Below are 18,055 nucleotides of genomic sequence, written 5' to 3' on the forward strand. Positions count from 1 at the left end.
AACATAGACGCAGCAAGGGAGCAGTCTGATGTACAAGGTTTATGGCGATTACAACTCGGGCAACTGCTACAAGGTCAAGCTGATGCTTAACCTGCTGGGCAGCGAGTACGAGTGGGTGCCGGTGGATATTCTCAACGGCGAAACCCAGACCCCGGCGTTTCTGGAAAAGAACCCCAACGGCAAGATTCCGGTGCTGGAGCTGGAAGACGGCACTTGCCTGTGGGAGTCCAACGCGATTCTCAACTTTCTGGCTGATGGCTCTTCATACCTGCCGAGCGAACCGAGGTTGCGCACCCAGGTGCTGCAGTGGCAGTTCTTCGAACAATACAGCCATGAGCCGTCGGTCGCGGTGGCCCGTTTCATCCAGTTCTATCTGGGCCTGCCGGCCGAACGCATGACAGAGTACCGCGCCATGCAGAAGGCCGGCTATCGCGCACTGGCGGTCATGGAACAGCAGCTCGACCGTACGCCGTTTCTGGTCGGCGAGAACTTTTCCATCGCCGACATTGCCTTGTATGCCTACACCCACGTCGCGCATCAGGGCGGTTTCGATCTGGCACCCTATACCGGGATCCGCCGTTGGCTGGATCGGGTCAAGGCACAGCCGGGTTATATCGGTATGCTGGACTGACACAGCCGTCATTTGAACAAAGGGAAATGTATGCGCGTTCCAATCGTACTTCTGGGCGCTTTCATTGCGCTGGGTATCGGCTGCTCGGCCCAGGCCGAGGACTGCGACGCCAATCAGGCCAGCATGAACCGCTGCGCTGCCAATGAACAGGCAGCGCTCGATGCCGATCTCAACAAGCAGTACAACGCGCAAATGGCGTGGCTGAAGACCCCGGCGAAAAAGCAGGCACTCAAGGATGCGCAACGAAAGTGGATAGCCCTGCGTGATGCCGATTGCCTGTATCAGGCGGGCAAGCCCGAGGACTCAGGCTCTATCTGGCCATTGCTGCAGTCGCAATGCCTGGCCGAGCAGACCCGCGTAAGACTCAAGCAACTGCAAGCCTATGTGGCCTGTCGCGAGGAAGGTTGCCCGCGCTGAGAGGCGCCGGGCAAACAGCGGTCAGATCGCTCCGAAGCGCTGGTTCAGGTAGTCGATGATCACCTTGGATTCATACATCCACACAGTTTTGTCGCCTTCCTCGATACGCAGGCAAGGCACTTTGATCCTGCCGCCCTCGTTAAGCAGAGTCTGGCGATCGAGCTCGTTGTTTTTCGCATCGCGCAACGCGACCGGAACATTGAGGCGGCGCAGGGCGCGACGCGTCTTCACGCAGAACGGGCAGGCATGGAACTGATACAGCGTCAGGTCCTGAGCCGCTTCAGCGACAGCCGCCTGGGCCTGCGGGTCACGTTTTTTCCTGCTCGGGCGAGTCAGGAAATCAATGCCGATAACGAGTTGGCCAAGGCCGACTCTTAACGCTTTCATGAACAAGGTCATACCTCTTGCGGGCGGTGGCGTGCCCAGCCGTGCGTTCAGCGTGCCTCACGGCAGGTGAACGCAGGCTGAACGATCACTTGATCAGGCTGAGAAACTCACTGCGGGTGGCCGCGTTTTCACGGAACTCGCCCAGCATCACCGAGGTGATCATGGCCGAGTTCTGCTTCTCGACGCCACGCATCATCATGCACATGTGCTTGGCTTCGATCACCACAGCAACGCCCAGCGCGCCGGTGACCTGCTGAATGGCCTCGGCGATCTGGCGGCTGAGGTTTTCCTGGATCTGCAGACGACGGGCATACATGTCGACGATCCGTGCCACTTTCGACAAGCCAAGCACCTTGCCCTGCGGGATGTAGGCCACATGAGCCTTGCCAATGAACGGCAGCAGATGGTGCTCGCACAGCGAGTACAGCTCGATGTCCTTGACCATCACCATTTCACTGGCATCGGAGCTGAACAGCGCGCCGTTGGTCACTTCTTCCAGGGTCTGCGTGTAACCGCGACACAGATACTGCATGGCCTTGGCGGCGCGCTTGGGGGTGTCCAGCAGACCTTCGCGCGAGACGTCCTCGCCCAGTTGCCCGAGGATGGCGGTGTAATTCTGTTCCAGTGTCACAGAGGGTGATTCCGTATAGGTTTCAGAGCGGTACGTTTGGGGCTGTACCGATTTTTTACCAATCGAGCTGGTGTCCCGTTTGCCGATCCCGCTCCAGTGGAGTTGGGCGATTTCGCATACGTAACCTGCGGATCTCGTTGATTGGCGATGAATGCGGGGTTTATCCCGGCGATTGGGCACATGGTAGCGTAGGTGTGCTCGCAGTTGTACTGCCGTGGCCTCGTAATGCTTTCGCAATCAGCGCCGGTTTTTAGACTTTGCCCGGCGTTGCGCTATAGCCCGGTGCTTTTCAGTGTCGCAGAAAAGCGAATGCAGGGAGCATGCGTTTTGGCTTGGGCTCTCCGACATGCGTTTCTGTTGCCTTGATTGGAGCGCTGGAATGACATATGCCGTAGCTTTTTCAAGCGTTTGCAAAGCAGACGTGAAGCGTATCCTTACTTCATGAAGGCGGCTTGTGAGATGCAGGCCAGAGTCTGATAGGAGGTTGGATGCCGAGTCAAAAGGACGAGCTGGAACTTGAGAAACTCCAGGCTGAGGTTCACAAGTTTGTGGCTGAGGCACGAAAAATGATCGCGGAGACCAATAAGCTCCAGCGCGAAACGAGCTTTTATCCATTTGTGGCGGCTGGTGGGTTGATCACCGTAATCGTTACTGCTGCCGCTTTCATCCACAAGCTCCAGGCAGCCAGTACCCAGTAGCGGACAGCGACTTGCAGCGCTTGAGATTCAGTCTGGACCAAGCGAAAGTGTGTACGCAACGCATGAATCGGCATTTCGAGAGAAGATGAGTATGAGTCACGATCAAGTCATTAAGCGGATGCGCGAAGACCTCGAGCAGTTGGGCAACGAGGTCCGCAACATGCCTGCCCATGAACCACGAAACGTTCTGGTGTCTGCTGCATCCGGTGCAGTATTTGCTCTGGTTTTTTCATGGCTTGCATTCAAGGTCTGGTTCTGAACGCCTGCGATAGCTATGCCAGGGCAGTGAGTCGTCTGAGTCAGGTCCAAAGTCGTATGGCTTTTTTGTGTCTGGCAGTTGTCTTGTTTGCCCTGAAAAATCCGCTTTTACAGCTTTTGTATCCTCTCGCTTACACGTTGGCGACCAGATCGCTACCCACTTCCGGTGTCCATTGCGGTCTGAGTAGGCAGGTCATTAATCCATTGCCTGTCTTTAGAGAGTAAACCCGGATGTTGAGTCGAGTAGCAAAAATAGCGTTGTTCGCGATTGTACTGTCGTCGGTTTCCGGTTGCTGGCCGTTCTGGCCTGGTCCGGGTGGACATGGCGGCGGTGGCGGTGGCGGGCACCATGAAGGCGGTGGTCCTGGTCCTGGCGGTCCTGGCCCGGGTCGCTGAGTCACCAGCGGGGCGGCAGCATGCTGCCCCGCGTACGAGTCTGACTGACTGGAAGGGCGCGGCGGGTTCTACTCGTCGCGCCCTTCCATCATGGTGCGCCTGAGGATCACGTACACCGCGCCTGCACCGCCGTGTTTGGCCAGGCAGGAGCAAAAGCCCAGTACCTGCGGATGCTGACGCAGCCAGGTGTTGACGTGGCTCTTGATCATGGGTCGCTTGCCGTCCAGGCGTACCGCCTTGCCATGGGTGACGCGTACGCAGCGTACTTCCAGGCGGGTTGCTTCAGCCAGAAATTCCCATAGCGTTTCACGCGCCACTTCCACGCTCATGCCATGCAGGTCCAGGCTGCCCTCGAAGCTGATCTGCCCGAGTTTGAGCTTGCGCATCTGGCCTTCCTGCACGCCGTCACGCGACCAGCTCAGGACATCTTCAGGGCCGACGTCGATCACGAATTGATCCGACAAGCCGTCGACGGTCACCGAGTCGGTGCGCATAGTCGCCGACTGGCGCAGGCGGGCCAGCATTTTTCGATCGGTCTTGGGTTTGCCGACATCGGCGTGTTCATGCTTGAGCGGCTTGACGCCGCGTGTCTCGCTTCTGAACAGGGAAAAATCGTCGTCTTGCATGGGGCCTCCGCGAAGGAGGCCATTCTAACCGTTCAGGCGAGAGGGTCAGTTGTGTTTTTTCATCAGGTGCGAAGAGATGCTCAAGCCGCCGCCACTGCGCTGACGACGGCAGCGGCGCCACAGCCAGACGCCGATGTACAGCACCAGCAATCCGCCAATGGCGACAAATGCCGCGCCGCCCGGACTGGCATTGAGTTCGCCCAGCATCTGCGGATGAACCGTGAGGCTGGAGGCACCGGCAACCGCCAGCAACAGGCCGGCGACCACAAGGAGCAGTGCGATCAACGTGCCGATGCGTTTGCCCCAGTTGCCCTGACCCCTGGGGCGCAGGCGACGTGCATCGAAACCATCTGACGTTTTCATGCCTTTTCCTCAACAGGTATCAGCTCAATGGAGTATCGGCGCTCTGACCCGGGGAAGGAGGGGTGGTTCCCGCCTCCGGGGCGATGCATGACGGCAAAGGATGGGCGGTTATGTGAACGCTGTCACACGTTTCCTCGCCTGTGTAGCGTCAGACAAGGTCTTTGGTCAGTGCCAGGGTGGCGAAGTTGTCGGCCATGATTGCCATCTCGGTTCTGTGCACGATCTCCGCGCTGACCACGCCGTGCGGGCTCGGCAGGTCACGGGTTGCGCAGGCATCGTCGATCAGGGTGCAGCGATAACCGTAGTCCTTGGTGGCGCGAACTGTGGTGCTGATACTCGAATGGCTCATGAAGCCGCAGACGATCAGGTCCAGGTGCCCCAGACTCTGCAGCAGTTCATGCAGTCCGGTGCCATTGAAGGCATTGGGCAGGCGTTTCTCGACCAGGTGTTCATCGCCCTGCGGCAACAGCTCCGGCACCAGTTCCCCGCGCTCGCCATGTGGGTCGAACGGGCCGCCCACGGTGCCCAGATGGCGGATGTGAACGATCGGGCACTTGACCGCACGTGCCTTCTCGACCAGCCGGCCGATGTTGGCCATCGCTTCCCTGACGCCGGTCAGGGCCAGCGGGCCGCGGAGGTATTCTTTTTGCGCGTCGATGATGATCAGCGTCGCGTTACTCAGATGGGCGGGCGCATGCACCCGGCCGCTGAGCTGAAACATGGTCTTTAAATCGGACATTCACGGGCTCCTTTGTGTGGGGCTTTTGCGACATTGTCCTCTGGCTGAAGCGTTCTGGGAATGGCAACCATCGCAGGCCACGGTTTTTATGGCCTGCAGGGCAGTTGGAGGAGGGGGTGGCTGGCGGTTTGCCTTGATGGCGGTAGACGAATCATGGAAACTTCCCCGCCTATCGGGTACGAAGAATGCACGTTGTTCGTAACCAGACTGTTCACCGAGGCTCGTCTTACAGCAGTTCGTTGCCTTTCAAGGAGTTTGTCCATGATCACTTCCCGTCTGCGTACCGTGCGCGACCATATACGCTGGGCCGTCAGCCGCTTTCACGAGGAAGACGTATTTTTCGGTCATGGCACCGACAATGCGTGGGATGAAGCGCGGCAATTGGTGCTGGGGGCGCTGCACTTGCCTTGGGAAATTGCCGACAGCTACCTGGATTGCCGTCTGGAAGTCGACGAAATATCCCACCTGCAACGCTTGATCAAGCGGCGCATCGACGAGCGTGTGCCAACCCCGTATCTGCTGGGCGAGGCCTGGTTCTGTGGCATGTCGTTCATTGTCGATGACCGCGTGTTGATCCCGCGTTCGCCCATCGCCGAGCTGATCGAAGAGCGTTTCGCCCCCTGGCTGGCCGATGACCCGGCGCGGATTCTCGATCTGTGTACAGGCTCCGGTTGCATCGGTATCGCCTGCGCCGAGGTCTTTCCCGATGCCGAGGTGGCCCTGGCCGATCTGTCCTATGACGCACTGGAAGTGGCCAATCAGAACATCGAGCGTCACGGCATGGACGATCGCGTCTACACCGTTCAGGGCGACGGATTCGATGGCCTGCCGGGTCAGCGCTTTGACCTGATCGTGTCCAACCCGCCCTACGTGGACGCCGAAGACTTTGCCGACATGCCCGACGAGTATCAGCATGAGCCAGAGCTGGCGCTGGCCTGTGGCAGCGATGGTCTGAACCTGGTCCGCCGCATGCTCGCCCAGGCCGCCGATCATCTGAACGAGAAGGGCCTGTTGATCGTCGAGGTCGGCAATAGCCAGGTGCACGTGCAGGCACTGTACCCGGAGGTCGATTTCGCCTGGCTGGACTTCCAGCGGGGCGGGCATGGTGTGTTCATGCTCACGGCAGAACAGTGCCGCGACCATCAGGCACTGTTCCTGTCGAAGGTTTGAGCTCGACAGCCGCGATAAGCGGCTGAGGCTGAGACAAAAGGGAGGCTGATATCAGCCTCCCTTTTTTATCGGCTTTATCGGTGCGTTGCGATCCAGATCAGCAGCCCGGCCTGGAATACCGCGAAGGTCACCAGGCAGGCAATCGTGAAGCGCAGGCCGCTGTCTTCACGCTTGTACTTGCTGACCCGGTCTTCATGCTGGCGAATCGTCACTTCCTGCTCGATCAGATTTTTCTCGGCCTTTTCCAGCATCTGCGAGGCTTCGAGAATCTCGATGATCTGCACCTTGTCGTTGTTCCAGGTGCTGTGCAGGTTGCCGACGTGTACATCCTTGATCGCGCCTTTCATGTGCTGGGCATCGGCATACGTCACTTCAAAACCCAGAGTGCGCAGAAAGTGATCGCGACGCAGACGTGTGTCTTCGTTCAGACCGTCCTTGCTGGCCAACGCCACGCCTTCAATCTTGTAGGAAGACCATCTTTTCTGCGCCCAATGCACCGCATGAGCAATCATGAAGCGCCCGATGCCACGGTTCCATGGCTCGATCTGCAAGCCTGACTCGGGACCGAAGCGCACCATGCGTTTTTCGTGGTCGGCCCAGATATCCAGATGGTTCTGTTCCTTGCGGACCCGCTGACCTGGCAATTGCACCGTGATGCGCAGCAGGCTCAAAGCCTTGCTGTGCCGCTCGGCACGGCCGAACTGTACGAAGCGCAGAGGGCGGCCGCCGGTCGCGCGGTCGGTGGGCAGTGGCGACAGACGCAGCATCTGAAAGCTTTCGGGCAGAACGTCTTCCCACGGCTGCGGTGGCACCGGCACTGCGACTTCTGCGCTGGCCGGTTCTGCGAGGGTTTCAGTCATGGTATTTGCGTCTGTCATAAGGGTGTCCTTTCCTGGGCCTTGCCCCGCAGCACGTTTGCCGGGGCATAAAGGTGCCGAAACACTAAGGTGCCGGAACACAGGGCCAGCACATTGCTATCGGCCAGATTCGCCAGGACTGAAGGACTTTTGACTAACGCGCTGCCGATCTTTTTTCCGGGTTGGGCAGTGCCTTGATGAAGCTCAGGATCCGCTCGGTCACTTCACTGGCCAGCGGCTGGGTCGGATTGCGGTAGGAGAGCAATTGTTGCTGCAAATCGTCCGGGACGATGCGCAGCACATGATTCATACCGTCGATCAAGGCCAGTTGGGCATCCGGTTTGGCTTTCTGCAACAGCAGCGCGTCACCCACACCGACCTGAATGTCGTTGCGACCCTGAACGATCAGAGCCGGAATGTGCAAGGCACCGAAAGCCGCCGCCGGGTCCTGGCGGAACAGCGAGATCAGGTACGGCTGGACACTGGGGCGGAAGACCACTTCCAGCTCGGCGGGCACGTTGTCATCTGTCTTGCCGGCCTTGAGTTCGTCGAGCAACTGATCGCTGCGCTGCAGCAGGTCCGGTGGCAGGCGCTCCTGAAACTGTTCGCGCAGCACCTGATCCACCGGTCGCCCGGTGCCGGCCACGGAAATCAGTGCCGCTGCACCTACCTTTTCAGCCGCCAGCGTCGCCACCAGCGCGCCTTCGCTGTGGCCCAACAGAATCAACTGGCCAAGGCGCGGGTTGGCTTTCAGCGCTCTGGCCCAGAGTTGCACATCGGCCACGTAGCGCTCGACGCTCAGGTTGCGTTCATCCGGCGTGACCGCCTTGCTGGCCGCGACGCCGCGTTTGTCGTAGCGCACGCTGGCGATATTGTTGCTGGCCAGGATCACCGCCAGACGTTTCATGCTGTCGTTGCGTCCGCCTTCCGGGTTGTTGCCGTCGCGGTCAGTGGGGCCGGAACCGGCGACGATCAGCACCACCGGCACCGGTTTGTCGGAACGCGGCATGAGCAGCGTGCCGTACAGCTTGCCGTTTTCGGTGTCCACGCTTATCGGTCGCTGCACCGTGCTGGGCGCCGCAGCGCTGGCGGTTGCGGCGGTCAGGCTCAGGATCAGGGTTATCGGCAGGGCCAGCAGACGCAGCGCGTTGGGAACTCGAAGCAGGGAAATACCGGATAACATCGCAAGGCCATCATTGGGGGAGTCACGCTTGGACGCACGCGGTGACAGAAGGTTCGAGGATGAACTGAACCGCGAGCCTGCGTATACTGGCGCGCTTGGTTTAACGATCTGGTTTTTTGGCTGATTTTTCGGAGCGCCCGCATGTCCGGCAACACTTTCGGCAAGCTGTTCACTGTCACCACCGCCGGCGAAAGCCACGGCCCGGCGCTGGTCGCTATCGTCGACGGCTGCCCGCCGGGGCTGGAGCTGGACCTGCAAGACCTGCAGCGCGACCTGGACCGGCGCAAGCCGGGCACCAGCCGCCACACCACGCAGCGTCAGGAGGCCGATGAGGTCGAGATTCTCTCGGGTGTCTTCGAGGGCAAGACCACCGGCGCCTCCATCGGCCTGCTGATCCGCAACACCGATCAGAAATCCAAGGACTATTCGGCGATCAAAGACCTGTTCCGCCCGGCCCACGCCGATTACACCTATCACCACAAGTACGGCATCCGCGACTACCGGGGTGGCGGACGCAGTTCGGCAAGGGAAACCGCCATGCGTGTGGCTGCGGGGGCCATTGCCAAGAAGTATCTGGCAAGCCAGGGCATCGTCATTCGCGGCTACATGAGCCAGCTGGGCCCGATCCAGATCCCGTTCAAGACCTGGGATTCGGTAGAAGACAACGCGTTTTTCTGCCCCGACCCTGACAAGGTGCCGGAACTGGAAGCCTACATGGACCAGCTGCGACGTGATCAGGACTCGGTCGGTGCGAAAATCACCGTGGTCGCAGAAGGCGTGATGCCGGGTCTCGGCGAGCCGATCTTCGATCGTCTGGATGCTGAGCTGGCCCACGCGCTGATGAGCATCAACGCGGTCAAGGGTGTGGAAATCGGTGCCGGTTTCGACTGTGTTGCCCAGCGCGGCACCGAGCACCGCGACGAAATGACGCCACAGGGTTTCCTGTCCAATCACGCGGGCGGCATTCTCGGCGGCATTTCCTCCGGCCAGCCGATCATCGCGCATCTGGCGCTCAAGCCGACCTCAAGCATCACCACGCCAGGACGTTCGATCGATGTCGATGGCAACGCCGCCGACGTCATCACCAAGGGTCGGCATGACCCGTGTGTCGGCATCCGTGCCACGCCGATTGCCGAGGCAATGATGGCCATCGTTCTGCTCGATCACTTGTTGCGTCACCGCGGTCAGAACGCCGACGTCAGCGTCAACACACCTGTGCTGGGGCAGGTGTAATGCACGCCGTCGCGGTTGCGGACTGCTAGCGTGGCGCAACCTGCCGGCGGGCAGCTGCCTTACTGGCGGCTGTCCGGGTTCTACGTATGCTATTTCGCCTTGCTGGGCCTGTCGGCGCCTTTCATGGCTCTTTACCTGCATCATCTGGGTTTTTCCAGCGCACGGATCGGCGAGCTGGTCGCCATTCCCATGCTGATGCGCTGCGTCGCGCCCAATCTCTGGGGGTGGCTGGGTGATCACACCGGTTGGCGTCTGACCATTGTGCGGTCTGGCGCCATCTGCACGCTGCTGGCGTTTTCGCTGATCCTGGTCGAAAAAAGCTATGCCTGGCTGGCGATGGTCATGGCGCTCTATGCGTTCTTCTGGCACGCCGTCCTGCCGCAGTTCGAAGTCATCACCCTCGCACACCTGCAAGGCCAGACCTCGCGTTACAGCCAGATCCGCCTGTGGGGCTCGATCGGTTTCATTCTGGCCGTCGTGGTGCTGGGGCGGGTATTCGAATGGTTCAGCCTGGACCTGTTCCCCTACATCGCGCTGGCGATCATGTCGGGTATCGTTGTCAGCAGCTGGTGGGTGCCGAATGCGCATCCCGCACCGTCGAGCCGCGAAACCGGGGCGGGCGGCTTTCTCAGGCAACTGGCGCGACCCGGTGTATGGGCGTTCTACCTCAGTGTCGCGCTGATGGTGCTCAGCCATGGCCCTTATTACACCTTTTTGACCCTGCACCTCGAAGAACTCGGTTACAGCCGCGGCCTGATCGGCCTGCTATGGGCGGTCGGCGTGGTGGCTGAAGTGCTGATGTTCATGGTCATGAGCCGGGTTCTGCAGCGCTTTACCGTGCGCCAGGTACTGTTCGCCAGCTTCCTGCTGGCCGCATTGCGCTGGCTGCTGCTGGGTCTGTTCGCCGATCACCTCACCGCGCTGCTGATTGCGCAGGTGATGCACGCCGCCACGTTCGGCAGCTTTCACGCCGCTGCCATTCATTTCGTGCAAAGTAGCTTCGGTCCGCGTCAGCAAGGTCAGGGGCAAGCGCTTTATGCCGCCTTGTCCGGGGTCGGCGGGGCGTTGGGCGCTCTGTATTCCGGTTACAGCTGGAACGCGCTGGGGCCGGCCTGGACCTTTGCCATTGCCAGCCTTGCAGCGTTTGCTGCTGCCGTCATGATTGTCACACCCAAGAAAGAGGAAGGTGTATGAGCCGCGAACAATTGAGCCTGGAAATCATCGAGGCCGGGCGTTTTCTGTACGGCCGTGGCTGGTCGCCTGCCACCAGCAGCAATTACTCCGCGCGCCTTTCTGCCAGTGAGGCGCTGTTGACCGTGTCCGGCAAGCACAAGGGCCAGTTGGGCCCTGACGATGTGCTGGCCACCGATCTGGCTGGCAACAGCCTTGAGCCGGGTAAAAAGCCGTCTGCCGAAACCTTGCTGCATACCCAGTTATACAGCTGCAGGCCGCAGGTCGGCGCGGTGTTGCACACCCACTCGGTGAACGCGACGGTGTTGTCGAGGCTGACCACGGCCGATCATCTGGTGTTCGAGGATTACGAGCTGCAAAAGGCCTTTAGCGGCGTGGTCACTCATGAGTCGCAGGTCGTGGTGCCGATTTTCGACAACGATCAGGACATTGCCCGTCTCGCGGCAAAGGTGCAGCCTTGGCTGGACACCCATCCCGAGTGCGCTGGCTACCTGATCCGCGGTCATGGTCTCTACACCTGGGGGGCGAAAATGAGCGATGCCTTGCGCCAGATCGAAGCGTTCGAGTTCCTGTTCGAGTGCGAACTGAAAATGCGTGCGGTCTTGAACCGCTGACAACGTCTTGCCAAACCAGCCTGTAAGCCTGACCGGCCTGTAAAAGCCGGAGGGCGTTGCACCAAACCGAGGATTCACGCATGAGCAGCCTGTCCGTTTATCACGTTTCAAGCCCTGATATGCCCAACAAGGTTCTGACCCATCTGGAAGACATCGCGTCGACGCTGGCCGAGCATGGCGTGGCGTTCGACCGCTGGGAGGCCGCCACGCCGATCACTCCCGGTGCCAGTCAGGAAGAGGTGATCAGCGCCTATCGTACCCAGATCGACACGCTGATGAACGAACGCGGTTATGTCACCGTGGACGTCATCAGCCTCAACAGCGATCACCCGCAAAAAGCCGAATTGCGCGCCAAGTTTCTTGAAGAGCACCGCCACGGCGAAGACGAGGTGCGCTTTTTCGTTGCCGGGCGGGGCTTGTTTACCTTGCACATCGACGACTATGTGTACGCCGTGCTGTGCGAAAAGAACGACCTGATTTCCGTACCGGCCGGCACGCGGCACTGGTTCGATATGGGCGAAAACCCGCACTTCATTGCTATCCGCCTGTTCAATAATCCGGAAGGCTGGGTAGCAAACTTTACCGGTGAAGACATTGCCGGCCGTTTTCCACGGCTGGAAGACTGACAGGAGCCCCATTCTGATGCCCATCAAAGCTATCCTCACGGATATCGAAGGCACCACCAGTGCAGTGAGTTTCGTGTTCGACGTGTTGTTCCCGTTCGCCAGAAAGCACCTGCCCGCATTCGTTCGCGAAAATGCCGAGCAAGCGGCCGTGGCGCAGCAGTTGCAGGCGGTGCGCGACCTGGCCGGTGAGCCGGACGCCGATGTCGAGCGCGTCATTGCAATATTGCTGGAATGGATCGCCGAGGACCGCAAGGCCACACCGCTCAAGGCTCTGCAGGGGATGGTCTGGGAGCAGGGCTATAACGCCGGACAGCTCAAGGGCCATGTTTATCCGGATGCTGTCGATGCTCTGAAACACTGGCATCAACAAGGCTACCGACTTTACGTTTATTCCTCGGGCTCGATTCAGGCTCAGCAATTGATTTTCGGCTGTTCCGAGGCGGGCGATCTGTCCGGCCTGTTCAGCGGTTACTTCGATACGACTTCCGGCCCCAAGCGCGAAGCGCAGTCCTATCGCACGATCGCCCAGGCAATGGATTGTCCTGCCGAGGACATTCTGTTCCTGTCGGATATCGTCGAAGAACTCGATGCTGCACAGGCCGCCGGCATGGCCACCTGTGGTCTTGCGCGTGATGGCGGGGCGCTTGCCGGGCACCGGCACGTAGCCAGTTTTGCGCTTATCGACCCAGCCTCTTTCTAGAAGACTCCCGGCTGCTGTGCGCGGCATCGTCCTGATGCCGCTGCATTGAAACCTGCCTGCCGCAAGGCTCACACACTACTTTTGTAGGACGTTTCCTGCTTTCGAGTGAGCTGTTGCCTGGTTGAAAGTGCGTTGAATCTGTTTGTTCTGTTCGCCGTTTTTCAACGTGATTATTCGTGTAAGTTCTGCGCCATCGTCACTGGGTCACGGACAACACCTGTACCGATTCCCGGGCGAAGAAGGAGCGGCAGCGATGGGCAGTGCCATGACAGAAAGCGCGACCAGGGACTTATTGATACAGCAGATGGTGAGCACGATTAGCGAGCTCGATGGGCAGACCGCCATCGAAAATGCACTCGAATGGTTACGGCGCGAATGCAACAGCGAGCGCGCGATGTTCTTTCAGTTCAAGGGCCCGGTGTTGCTGACGTTCATCACCTCCAACGTCGACGATGCCTGGGGCGATGCCTACCGCCAGCACGATTTGATCACGCAAGACCCGGTGATCCGTTGTTATCGCAATCAACTGGGCTTCCTTAACTGGCAGGAGGCGTTCAGGCAATACCCGGTATCCGCCTTTTATGACGAGCTCGTCGACGCCTGTGAACTGCTTCCGGCCATCTCCTATGGCTACACCAATCATTGCCGTGGTGCCGACAGCGTGACATCGGTGTGTACCCTGGGCGAAGTGGAGCGGCCCATCAGCGCTGAACAAAAGTACCTCATGAGCAGTCTCATGCCGGTACTGCACAGTGTCGCGCGAGGTCTGAAGTTCTGTTCACGCGGTCTGACCCATCGCGAGCTGGAAGTATTGCAGTGGGCCAGAGACGGGAAAACGGCCTGGGAGATCTCGATGATTCGCGACGTGTCGGAGTCAACGGTGAAGTACCACCTCAAAACCATCTACTCCAAGCTGGGCGTTGCCAACAGGGCGCAGGCGGTGGGCGAAGCACTTTGTCGTGGTCTGATCAGGTAGCGTGTCGACAAAACGCAGGCAAAAAAAAGCCGCGAGAACAAAGTGTAATCGCGGCAAACAAGGGATGAGAGAGCGTATAGCGGGTGCCACCCCAGAGGGTGGCGGGCAAAATCAACGTGTGTGGTACGTCGGCAGATCAAAACGGTGCTGGCTTTGCAGCATCGAGATAGCTGGCAGCTCGCTGGCTTGTGCAGCCAGGTCACGGCGGATGGCGCTGATTACCCATTCCAGTTGAACCGGAGTGTGCAGCTGAGCATAAGAGACTGAGCGACGGATCTGCTTACCATCCTGGGTACGCAGTGACAACAGAACACCACCATCAGGACGCGGCTGAGTGGTTACTGTGTAGTCGGAGAATACGGAAGCGAATTTTTCTTGAATAAAAGTCATGTGAGGCGGCTCCATTGCTCATGGGATAACAAGCTTGCAAGTACTATTGCAGTGTCTGTGCCAGACTTTCTCTTAAATTAAATCCTTTAAAATCAATAACTTGAAATATCCTCTATTTTCAGGCTTCGTGCATTTTGCATGAGCACTCGTCGTGCGCCCTGCATTTTGCCGTTTCTTGCACGATGGGGATCGGGCAGAAGGGGGATTGCATAGCTTCTGGCGATCAAGAGCAGGCATTGCGCATCCGGATCGATGCTGATCGAACAGCTAGCGATAGTTGAGGTCAGTGTGTTTATCGATGCCGGGTCAACGCATACCCGGAGTACCGTGCGCCAAGGAGTAGTGAATGACCGATACAGATATCAGCGCTTCGAAAACCATGACTGAAGACGAAGCTGCCGAGTTCGCCGAGCAGGTATTCGATGTGGCTCGCCAAGGAAATGCAGTCATGCTCGAGCGTCTGCTTGAAAAGGGCCTGCCGGCAGATCTGCGCAACCACAAGGGCGATACGCTGCTGATGCTGGCCAGCTATCACTGCCATGCGGATGCGGTCCGTGTGCTGCTGAACCACAAGGCTGATCCTGAAATCCGCAACGATAACGGTCAGAGCCCCATCGCCGGCGCAGCGTTCAAGGGCGATCTGGCAGTGGTCAGGTTGCTGGTCGAGGCGGGTGCCGATATAGACGGTGCCTCTGCTGATGGCCGTACCGCACTGATGATGGCGGCGATGTTCAATCGAAACGAAATAGTCGATTACCTGATCAGTCAGGGCGCGGACCCGCATGCCACCGACGCCAAGGGCATCACTGCACTGGGCGCCGCTCAGGCAATGGGCGCGACCGTCACCATCGAGCAATTGACCAGAATGGGCGTGCAGGCAGCCCGGTCCTGACAGCGAGTGCACTGACAGCAAGGCATGAACACATAGAGGCGCGATGGATTTACCGTTATCCTTCGCGCCTCTTTTTTTGCCCGCTATCAGGATCGCCCCCATGAAAGACTCACTGGTCGAATTAATCAGCAAAGTCAGCTCCGGCTGCATGGGCGACGATGAAATCGTGCATATCGCCGATGAAGCCGCGCAGGCGTATGCCGATCCGCAGGCATTTCTGGCTGCCAACCCTGATATCAACTACGACGATACATTCCCGATCCCGCTGGGCGAGTGGGTCGTGGTGGGCAGTCTGCCGGAAACCGTTCTGTTCCAGGCCGACAGCTACATGGACCTGTTCGAGCAGATCGTTCAGTCGTTTGGCAAGGACGTGACCTTCAACATCAAGCCCAGGCAGCTGGCCAAGGTCGAGCCGCTGGTTGCGCTCAATCGCATTCAGATTCAGTTGAACAGCATGAACAAGGAGATGGGCGGCTATGTGCTGATGAACTTCAGCCAGCCACTGGATGACGAGTTGCAAGCGGTGCTGGTGTACGGCCGTGACGAAGCGCGCGTAGTCGAGCTGGCAGCATCGGCCGGCATCCATGCCGCACCTGCACTGCAAGCATTGCGCGGTTAACCCAGCGCCGTATCGAGAAACATCATCACCGCAAAGCCGCCCATCAGGCCCAGGGTTGCCGAGGTCTGATGGCCATTGCGGTGGGTTTCCGGGATGACTTCATGGGACACCACGAAAATCATCGCGCCTGCTGCCAGCCCCATGCTCAGCGGATAGGCGATGGCAAAGCCGCTGGAGATACCCAGGCCTACCAGTGAGCCCAGTGGCTCCATGAGGCCGGAACCGATGGCCACCAGCATTGCTTTGAAGGCCGACAGGCCGGTCGCACGCAGGGCCAGCGCAATGGCCAGACCTTCGGGAATGTCCTGAATGGCGATGGCGGTGGTCAATGGCAGGCCGACGTTCATGTCGCCGCTGGCGAAACTGACGCCAATCGCCATGCCCTCGGGCAGGTTATGCAAGGTGATCGCCAGCACGAACAGCCACACCCGGCTGATCCGTTCCGAATGAGGTCCCTGGCGGCCTACGCTTTCATGCTCGTGCGGGGTGAACTTGTCCAGCCCCAGCATCAGCAGCACACCCAATCCCAGACCGGCGACAACCGTCGCAGCGGCCCACGGCCCGCTGTCGGTAATGTCCCGGGCGGCTTCCAGGCCTGGAAGAATCAGCGAGAACGAGCTGGCCGCCAGCATCATCCCGGCGGCAAACCCTAGCATGATGTCCTGAACGCGTTGTGAGACGTTGCGCAGGGCAACCGCCATCACTGCGCCCAGCGCCGTCGCCAGAAAGCCCGCGATACCGCCCAGCAAGGCGTGATTGAAGTTGACCTGACTGGTGCCATAGAAGGCGTTGTAAAGACTGATGCCACCGAGGCCGACGACGATCAGCAGGGCGAGGGCGAAGCCCAGGCTTACCAGCGGGCTGCCCTGAAGCTGGTTTAACCAGGCCGCCCAGGGCGTTCGGGATGATGCGGGCGTAGGCATTGATAGGGCTACCTGTGTAAAGGGGGAGAAGCAATGGTGACTGAAATACAAAGTCGACCCCGTCTGGGAGCCCGAGAATATAAGGTTGGTTCAACGGAACCCCCGAACGGCGCTACTATCCTAGGAGGGTAAGCATTCAATTTAGGGGCAACACCATGGGTTCTAGCTTCAACGGCCTGGTCGGCTTGATCATTCTGGCGCTCGATATCTGGGCCATCATCAACGTCTTGAAAAGCGGTGCCGAGACGGGCAAGAAAATCCTCTGGGTATTGCTGATCGTACTGCTTCCTGTGGTGGGCCTGATCATCTGGGCAATCCTCGGGCCGCGTGGCAACGTACGCATGTGATACGTCCACACGCTGGGCAAACAACGCTTGATTACCCTGGGTAATCAGGCGTTTTTCGTTTTATGCGCGGGGCATTCGCGGCGGCAGTGACACGCTAAGCTGCACAGAGGTTCGACCTGTCATGTTCCTCGACGTAGAATGCGCGCCTTTGTTGCGGGCGGTCGGCCGTCCTGTCATCAGTACCCAGCGGGAGCTTACCCATGAGCGATTATCAGGAAACGTTATACGAAGGCTACGGCCAACGCTTTCGTATGGAAAAAATGCTTCACGAAGTACGTACCGATCACCAGCACCTGGTGATCTTCCAGAACCCGCGCATGGGCCGTGTCATGGCGCTGGACGGCGTCATTCAGACCACCGAAGCGGACGAATTCATCTACCACGAAATGCTCACCCATGTGCCGATTCTGGCACACGGTGCAGCCAAGCGTGTGCTGATCATCGGCGGCGGCGACGGCGGCATGCTGCGTGAAGTCGCCAAGCACATGAGCGTTGAACACATCACCATGGTCGAGATTGATGCGACCGTGGTCGAGATGTGCAAGGAATATCTGCCCAATCATTCCAGCGGTGCCTTCGACGATTCACGTCTGAACCTGGTCATCGATGATGGCATGCGCTTCGTCGCGACCACCGAAGAGAAGTTCGACGTGATCATCTCCGACTCCACCGATCCGATCGGCCCGGGTGAAGTCCTGTTCTCGGAAAACTTTTATCAGGCCTGCCATCGCTGCCTCAACGAAGGCGGGATTCTGGTCACCCAGAACGGCACGCCTTTCATGCAGTTGAGCGGTGTGCAGACCACGGCCGGGCGCATGAACGGTCTGTTTGCCGACTGGCATTTCTATCACGCTGCGATCCCTACTTACATCGGCGGAGCAATGACCTTCGCCTGGGGCTCAACCAACAAGAGCTATCGCAAACTGCCGCTGGAAACCCTGCGTCAGCGTTTCTCGGGCAGCGGTATTGTTACGCGTTATTACAATCCAGAAGTCCACATCGGTGCGTTCGCCTTGCCGCAGTACGTCCTGCAGGCCGTAGGCAAGGCCAGCAACGACTGATGAGTCGGTCCGGCTCCTCGAGCCGGATTTTCTCGAGCGTGGCCTGTGAGGCTTTATAAGCGCTTAATTCGCGACAGAAATTTCACACGATCTGTCACAAAATTGCGCGCGAAGCTGAACAGGCACG

The 18,055-nt window shown here is 59.1% G+C and carries 24 protein-coding genes; 15 read left to right on the forward strand and 9 right to left on the reverse strand.

Features of this window, described 5'->3' with window-relative positions:
• Positions 1-28: 28 nt before the first annotated feature.
• Together LIX91_RS19175 and LIX91_RS19180 are read left to right on the forward strand one after the other, a co-directional pair.
• Positions 29-631, forward strand: a complete 603-nt coding sequence (locus LIX91_RS19175) for a glutathione S-transferase family protein (protein WP_003343108.1) — start codon at positions 29-31, stop codon at positions 629-631.
• A gap of 30 nt (positions 632-661) precedes the next feature.
• Entirely contained in the window at positions 662-1,048 is a 387-nt protein-coding gene (locus LIX91_RS19180; protein WP_003415849.1) for a lysozyme inhibitor LprI family protein, read from the forward strand.
• A 21-nt stretch (positions 1,049-1,069) separates the two neighbouring features.
• On the opposite strand, the gene LIX91_RS19185 is transcribed toward LIX91_RS19180, so the two are convergent.
• Both LIX91_RS19185 and folE read right to left on the reverse strand, forming a co-directional pair.
• Positions 1,070-1,447 (reverse strand): glutaredoxin family protein, encoded by a 378-nt coding sequence (locus tag LIX91_RS19185; RefSeq protein ID WP_003315148.1) that lies wholly within the window; start codon positions 1,445-1,447, stop codon positions 1,070-1,072.
• A 73-nt stretch (positions 1,448-1,520) separates the two neighbouring features.
• Positions 1,521-2,066: a GTP cyclohydrolase I FolE gene (folE, locus tag LIX91_RS19190; RefSeq protein ID WP_003343112.1), complete on the reverse strand. Its 546-nt coding sequence runs from the start codon at positions 2,064-2,066 to the stop codon at positions 1,521-1,523.
• A 488-nt stretch (positions 2,067-2,554) separates the two neighbouring features.
• Here folE and LIX91_RS19195 point away from each other — a divergent pair, with 488 nt between their 5' ends.
• Entirely contained in the window at positions 2,555-2,764 is a 210-nt protein-coding gene (locus tag LIX91_RS19195) for a hypothetical protein (RefSeq protein ID WP_046270653.1), read from the forward strand.
• A gap of 91 nt (positions 2,765-2,855) precedes the next feature.
• Positions 2,856-3,023, forward strand: coding sequence for a hypothetical protein (locus LIX91_RS19200; RefSeq protein WP_003405800.1), 168 nt, complete (start codon positions 2,856-2,858; stop codon positions 3,021-3,023).
• A gap of 463 nt (positions 3,024-3,486) precedes the next feature.
• Here the strand turns inward: LIX91_RS19200 and LIX91_RS19205 are convergent, their stop codons facing one another.
• The 3 genes from LIX91_RS19205 to LIX91_RS19215 all read right to left on the reverse strand — a co-directional run bounded on the left by LIX91_RS19205 (position 3,487) and on the right by LIX91_RS19215 (position 5,146).
• Positions 3,487-4,044, reverse strand: a complete 558-nt coding sequence (locus LIX91_RS19205) for a Smr/MutS family protein (protein WP_226488978.1) — start codon at positions 4,042-4,044, stop codon at positions 3,487-3,489.
• 45 nt (positions 4,045-4,089) lie between these two features.
• The gene (locus LIX91_RS19210) at positions 4,090-4,407 is read right to left on the reverse strand and encodes a hypothetical protein (RefSeq protein ID WP_003396385.1); all 318 of its coding nucleotides are present in this window, start codon (positions 4,405-4,407) and stop codon (positions 4,090-4,092) included.
• 148 nt (positions 4,408-4,555) lie between these two features.
• Complete coding sequence (locus LIX91_RS19215) at positions 4,556-5,146, reverse strand: cysteine hydrolase family protein (protein ID WP_004410186.1); 591 nt, start codon at positions 5,144-5,146, stop codon at positions 4,556-4,558.
• Positions 5,147-5,407: 261 nt separating this feature from the next.
• Here LIX91_RS19215 and prmB point away from each other — a divergent pair, with 261 nt between their 5' ends.
• Complete coding sequence (prmB, locus tag LIX91_RS19220) at positions 5,408-6,316, forward strand: 50S ribosomal protein L3 N(5)-glutamine methyltransferase (RefSeq protein WP_226488979.1); 909 nt, start codon at positions 5,408-5,410, stop codon at positions 6,314-6,316.
• A gap of 74 nt (positions 6,317-6,390) precedes the next feature.
• Here prmB and LIX91_RS19225 read toward each other — a convergent pair whose 3' ends face one another.
• Positions 6,391-7,194, reverse strand: coding sequence for a hypothetical protein (locus LIX91_RS19225; RefSeq protein ID WP_003396390.1), 804 nt, complete (start codon positions 7,192-7,194; stop codon positions 6,391-6,393).
• Between the two features lie 133 nt (positions 7,195-7,327).
• The gene (locus LIX91_RS19230; protein ID WP_003415856.1) at positions 7,328-8,356 is read right to left on the reverse strand and encodes an alpha/beta hydrolase; all 1,029 of its coding nucleotides are present in this window, start codon (positions 8,354-8,356) and stop codon (positions 7,328-7,330) included.
• 141 nt (positions 8,357-8,497) lie between these two features.
• On the opposite strand from LIX91_RS19230, the gene aroC reads away from it, so the two are divergent.
• From aroC to LIX91_RS19260, 6 genes are all read left to right on the forward strand, one after another.
• On the forward strand, positions 8,498-9,589 hold the full coding sequence (gene aroC / locus LIX91_RS19235) for a chorismate synthase (RefSeq protein ID WP_003436716.1): 1,092 nt from the start codon (positions 8,498-8,500) through the stop codon (positions 9,587-9,589).
• 30 nt (positions 9,590-9,619) lie between these two features.
• Positions 9,620-10,783, forward strand: coding sequence for an MFS transporter (locus LIX91_RS19240; protein WP_226488980.1), 1,164 nt, complete (start codon positions 9,620-9,622; stop codon positions 10,781-10,783).
• Entirely contained in the window at positions 10,780-11,394 is a 615-nt protein-coding gene (locus LIX91_RS19245) for a methylthioribulose 1-phosphate dehydratase (RefSeq protein ID WP_003415859.1), read from the forward strand. Before LIX91_RS19240 ends, LIX91_RS19245 begins: the two co-directional genes overlap by 4 nt.
• 80 nt (positions 11,395-11,474) lie before the next feature.
• Entirely contained in the window at positions 11,475-12,020 is a 546-nt protein-coding gene (locus LIX91_RS19250) for a 1,2-dihydroxy-3-keto-5-methylthiopentene dioxygenase (protein ID WP_226488981.1), read from the forward strand.
• 16 nt (positions 12,021-12,036) lie between these two features.
• Positions 12,037-12,720, forward strand: a complete 684-nt coding sequence (gene mtnC, locus LIX91_RS19255; RefSeq protein ID WP_226488982.1) for an acireductone synthase — start codon at positions 12,037-12,039, stop codon at positions 12,718-12,720.
• Between the two features lie 253 nt (positions 12,721-12,973).
• Positions 12,974-13,696, forward strand: a complete 723-nt coding sequence (locus LIX91_RS19260) for a helix-turn-helix transcriptional regulator (RefSeq protein ID WP_003415861.1) — start codon at positions 12,974-12,976, stop codon at positions 13,694-13,696.
• A 111-nt stretch (positions 13,697-13,807) separates the two neighbouring features.
• Here the strand turns inward: LIX91_RS19260 and LIX91_RS19265 are convergent, their stop codons facing one another.
• On the reverse strand, positions 13,808-14,086 hold the full coding sequence (locus LIX91_RS19265) for a DUF3509 domain-containing protein (RefSeq protein ID WP_003315128.1): 279 nt from the start codon (positions 14,084-14,086) through the stop codon (positions 13,808-13,810).
• 346 nt (positions 14,087-14,432) lie between these two features.
• On the opposite strand from LIX91_RS19265, the gene LIX91_RS19270 reads away from it, so the two are divergent.
• Both LIX91_RS19270 and LIX91_RS19275 read left to right on the forward strand, forming a co-directional pair.
• Positions 14,433-14,978, forward strand: a complete 546-nt coding sequence (locus LIX91_RS19270; protein ID WP_003415862.1) for an ankyrin repeat domain-containing protein — start codon at positions 14,433-14,435, stop codon at positions 14,976-14,978.
• A 100-nt stretch (positions 14,979-15,078) separates the two neighbouring features.
• A complete protein-coding gene (locus LIX91_RS19275) occupies positions 15,079-15,597 on the forward strand; it encodes a hypothetical protein (protein WP_103696244.1) in 519 nt (172 codons plus the stop codon).
• Here the strand turns inward: LIX91_RS19275 and LIX91_RS19280 are convergent.
• Positions 15,594-16,520: a ZIP family metal transporter gene (locus LIX91_RS19280; protein ID WP_004410207.1), complete on the reverse strand. Its 927-nt coding sequence runs from the start codon at positions 16,518-16,520 to the stop codon at positions 15,594-15,596. The genes LIX91_RS19275 and LIX91_RS19280 overlap by 4 nt on opposite strands.
• A 155-nt stretch (positions 16,521-16,675) precedes the next feature.
• On the opposite strand from LIX91_RS19280, the gene LIX91_RS19285 reads away from it, so the two are divergent.
• Together LIX91_RS19285 and speE are read left to right on the forward strand one after the other, a co-directional pair.
• On the forward strand, positions 16,676-16,867 hold the full coding sequence (locus tag LIX91_RS19285; RefSeq protein ID WP_003315122.1) for a PLDc N-terminal domain-containing protein: 192 nt from the start codon (positions 16,676-16,678) through the stop codon (positions 16,865-16,867).
• A 200-nt stretch (positions 16,868-17,067) separates the two neighbouring features.
• The gene (gene speE, locus LIX91_RS19290; RefSeq protein ID WP_004410209.1) at positions 17,068-17,928 is read left to right on the forward strand and encodes a polyamine aminopropyltransferase; all 861 of its coding nucleotides are present in this window, start codon (positions 17,068-17,070) and stop codon (positions 17,926-17,928) included.
• The last annotated feature ends 127 nt before the right edge of the window (positions 17,929-18,055 follow it).

The sequence above is a fragment of the Pseudomonas sp. B20 genome, from assembly GCF_020515755.1.
GTDB lineage: Bacteria > Pseudomonadota > Gammaproteobacteria > Pseudomonadales > Pseudomonadaceae > Aquipseudomonas > Aquipseudomonas syringae.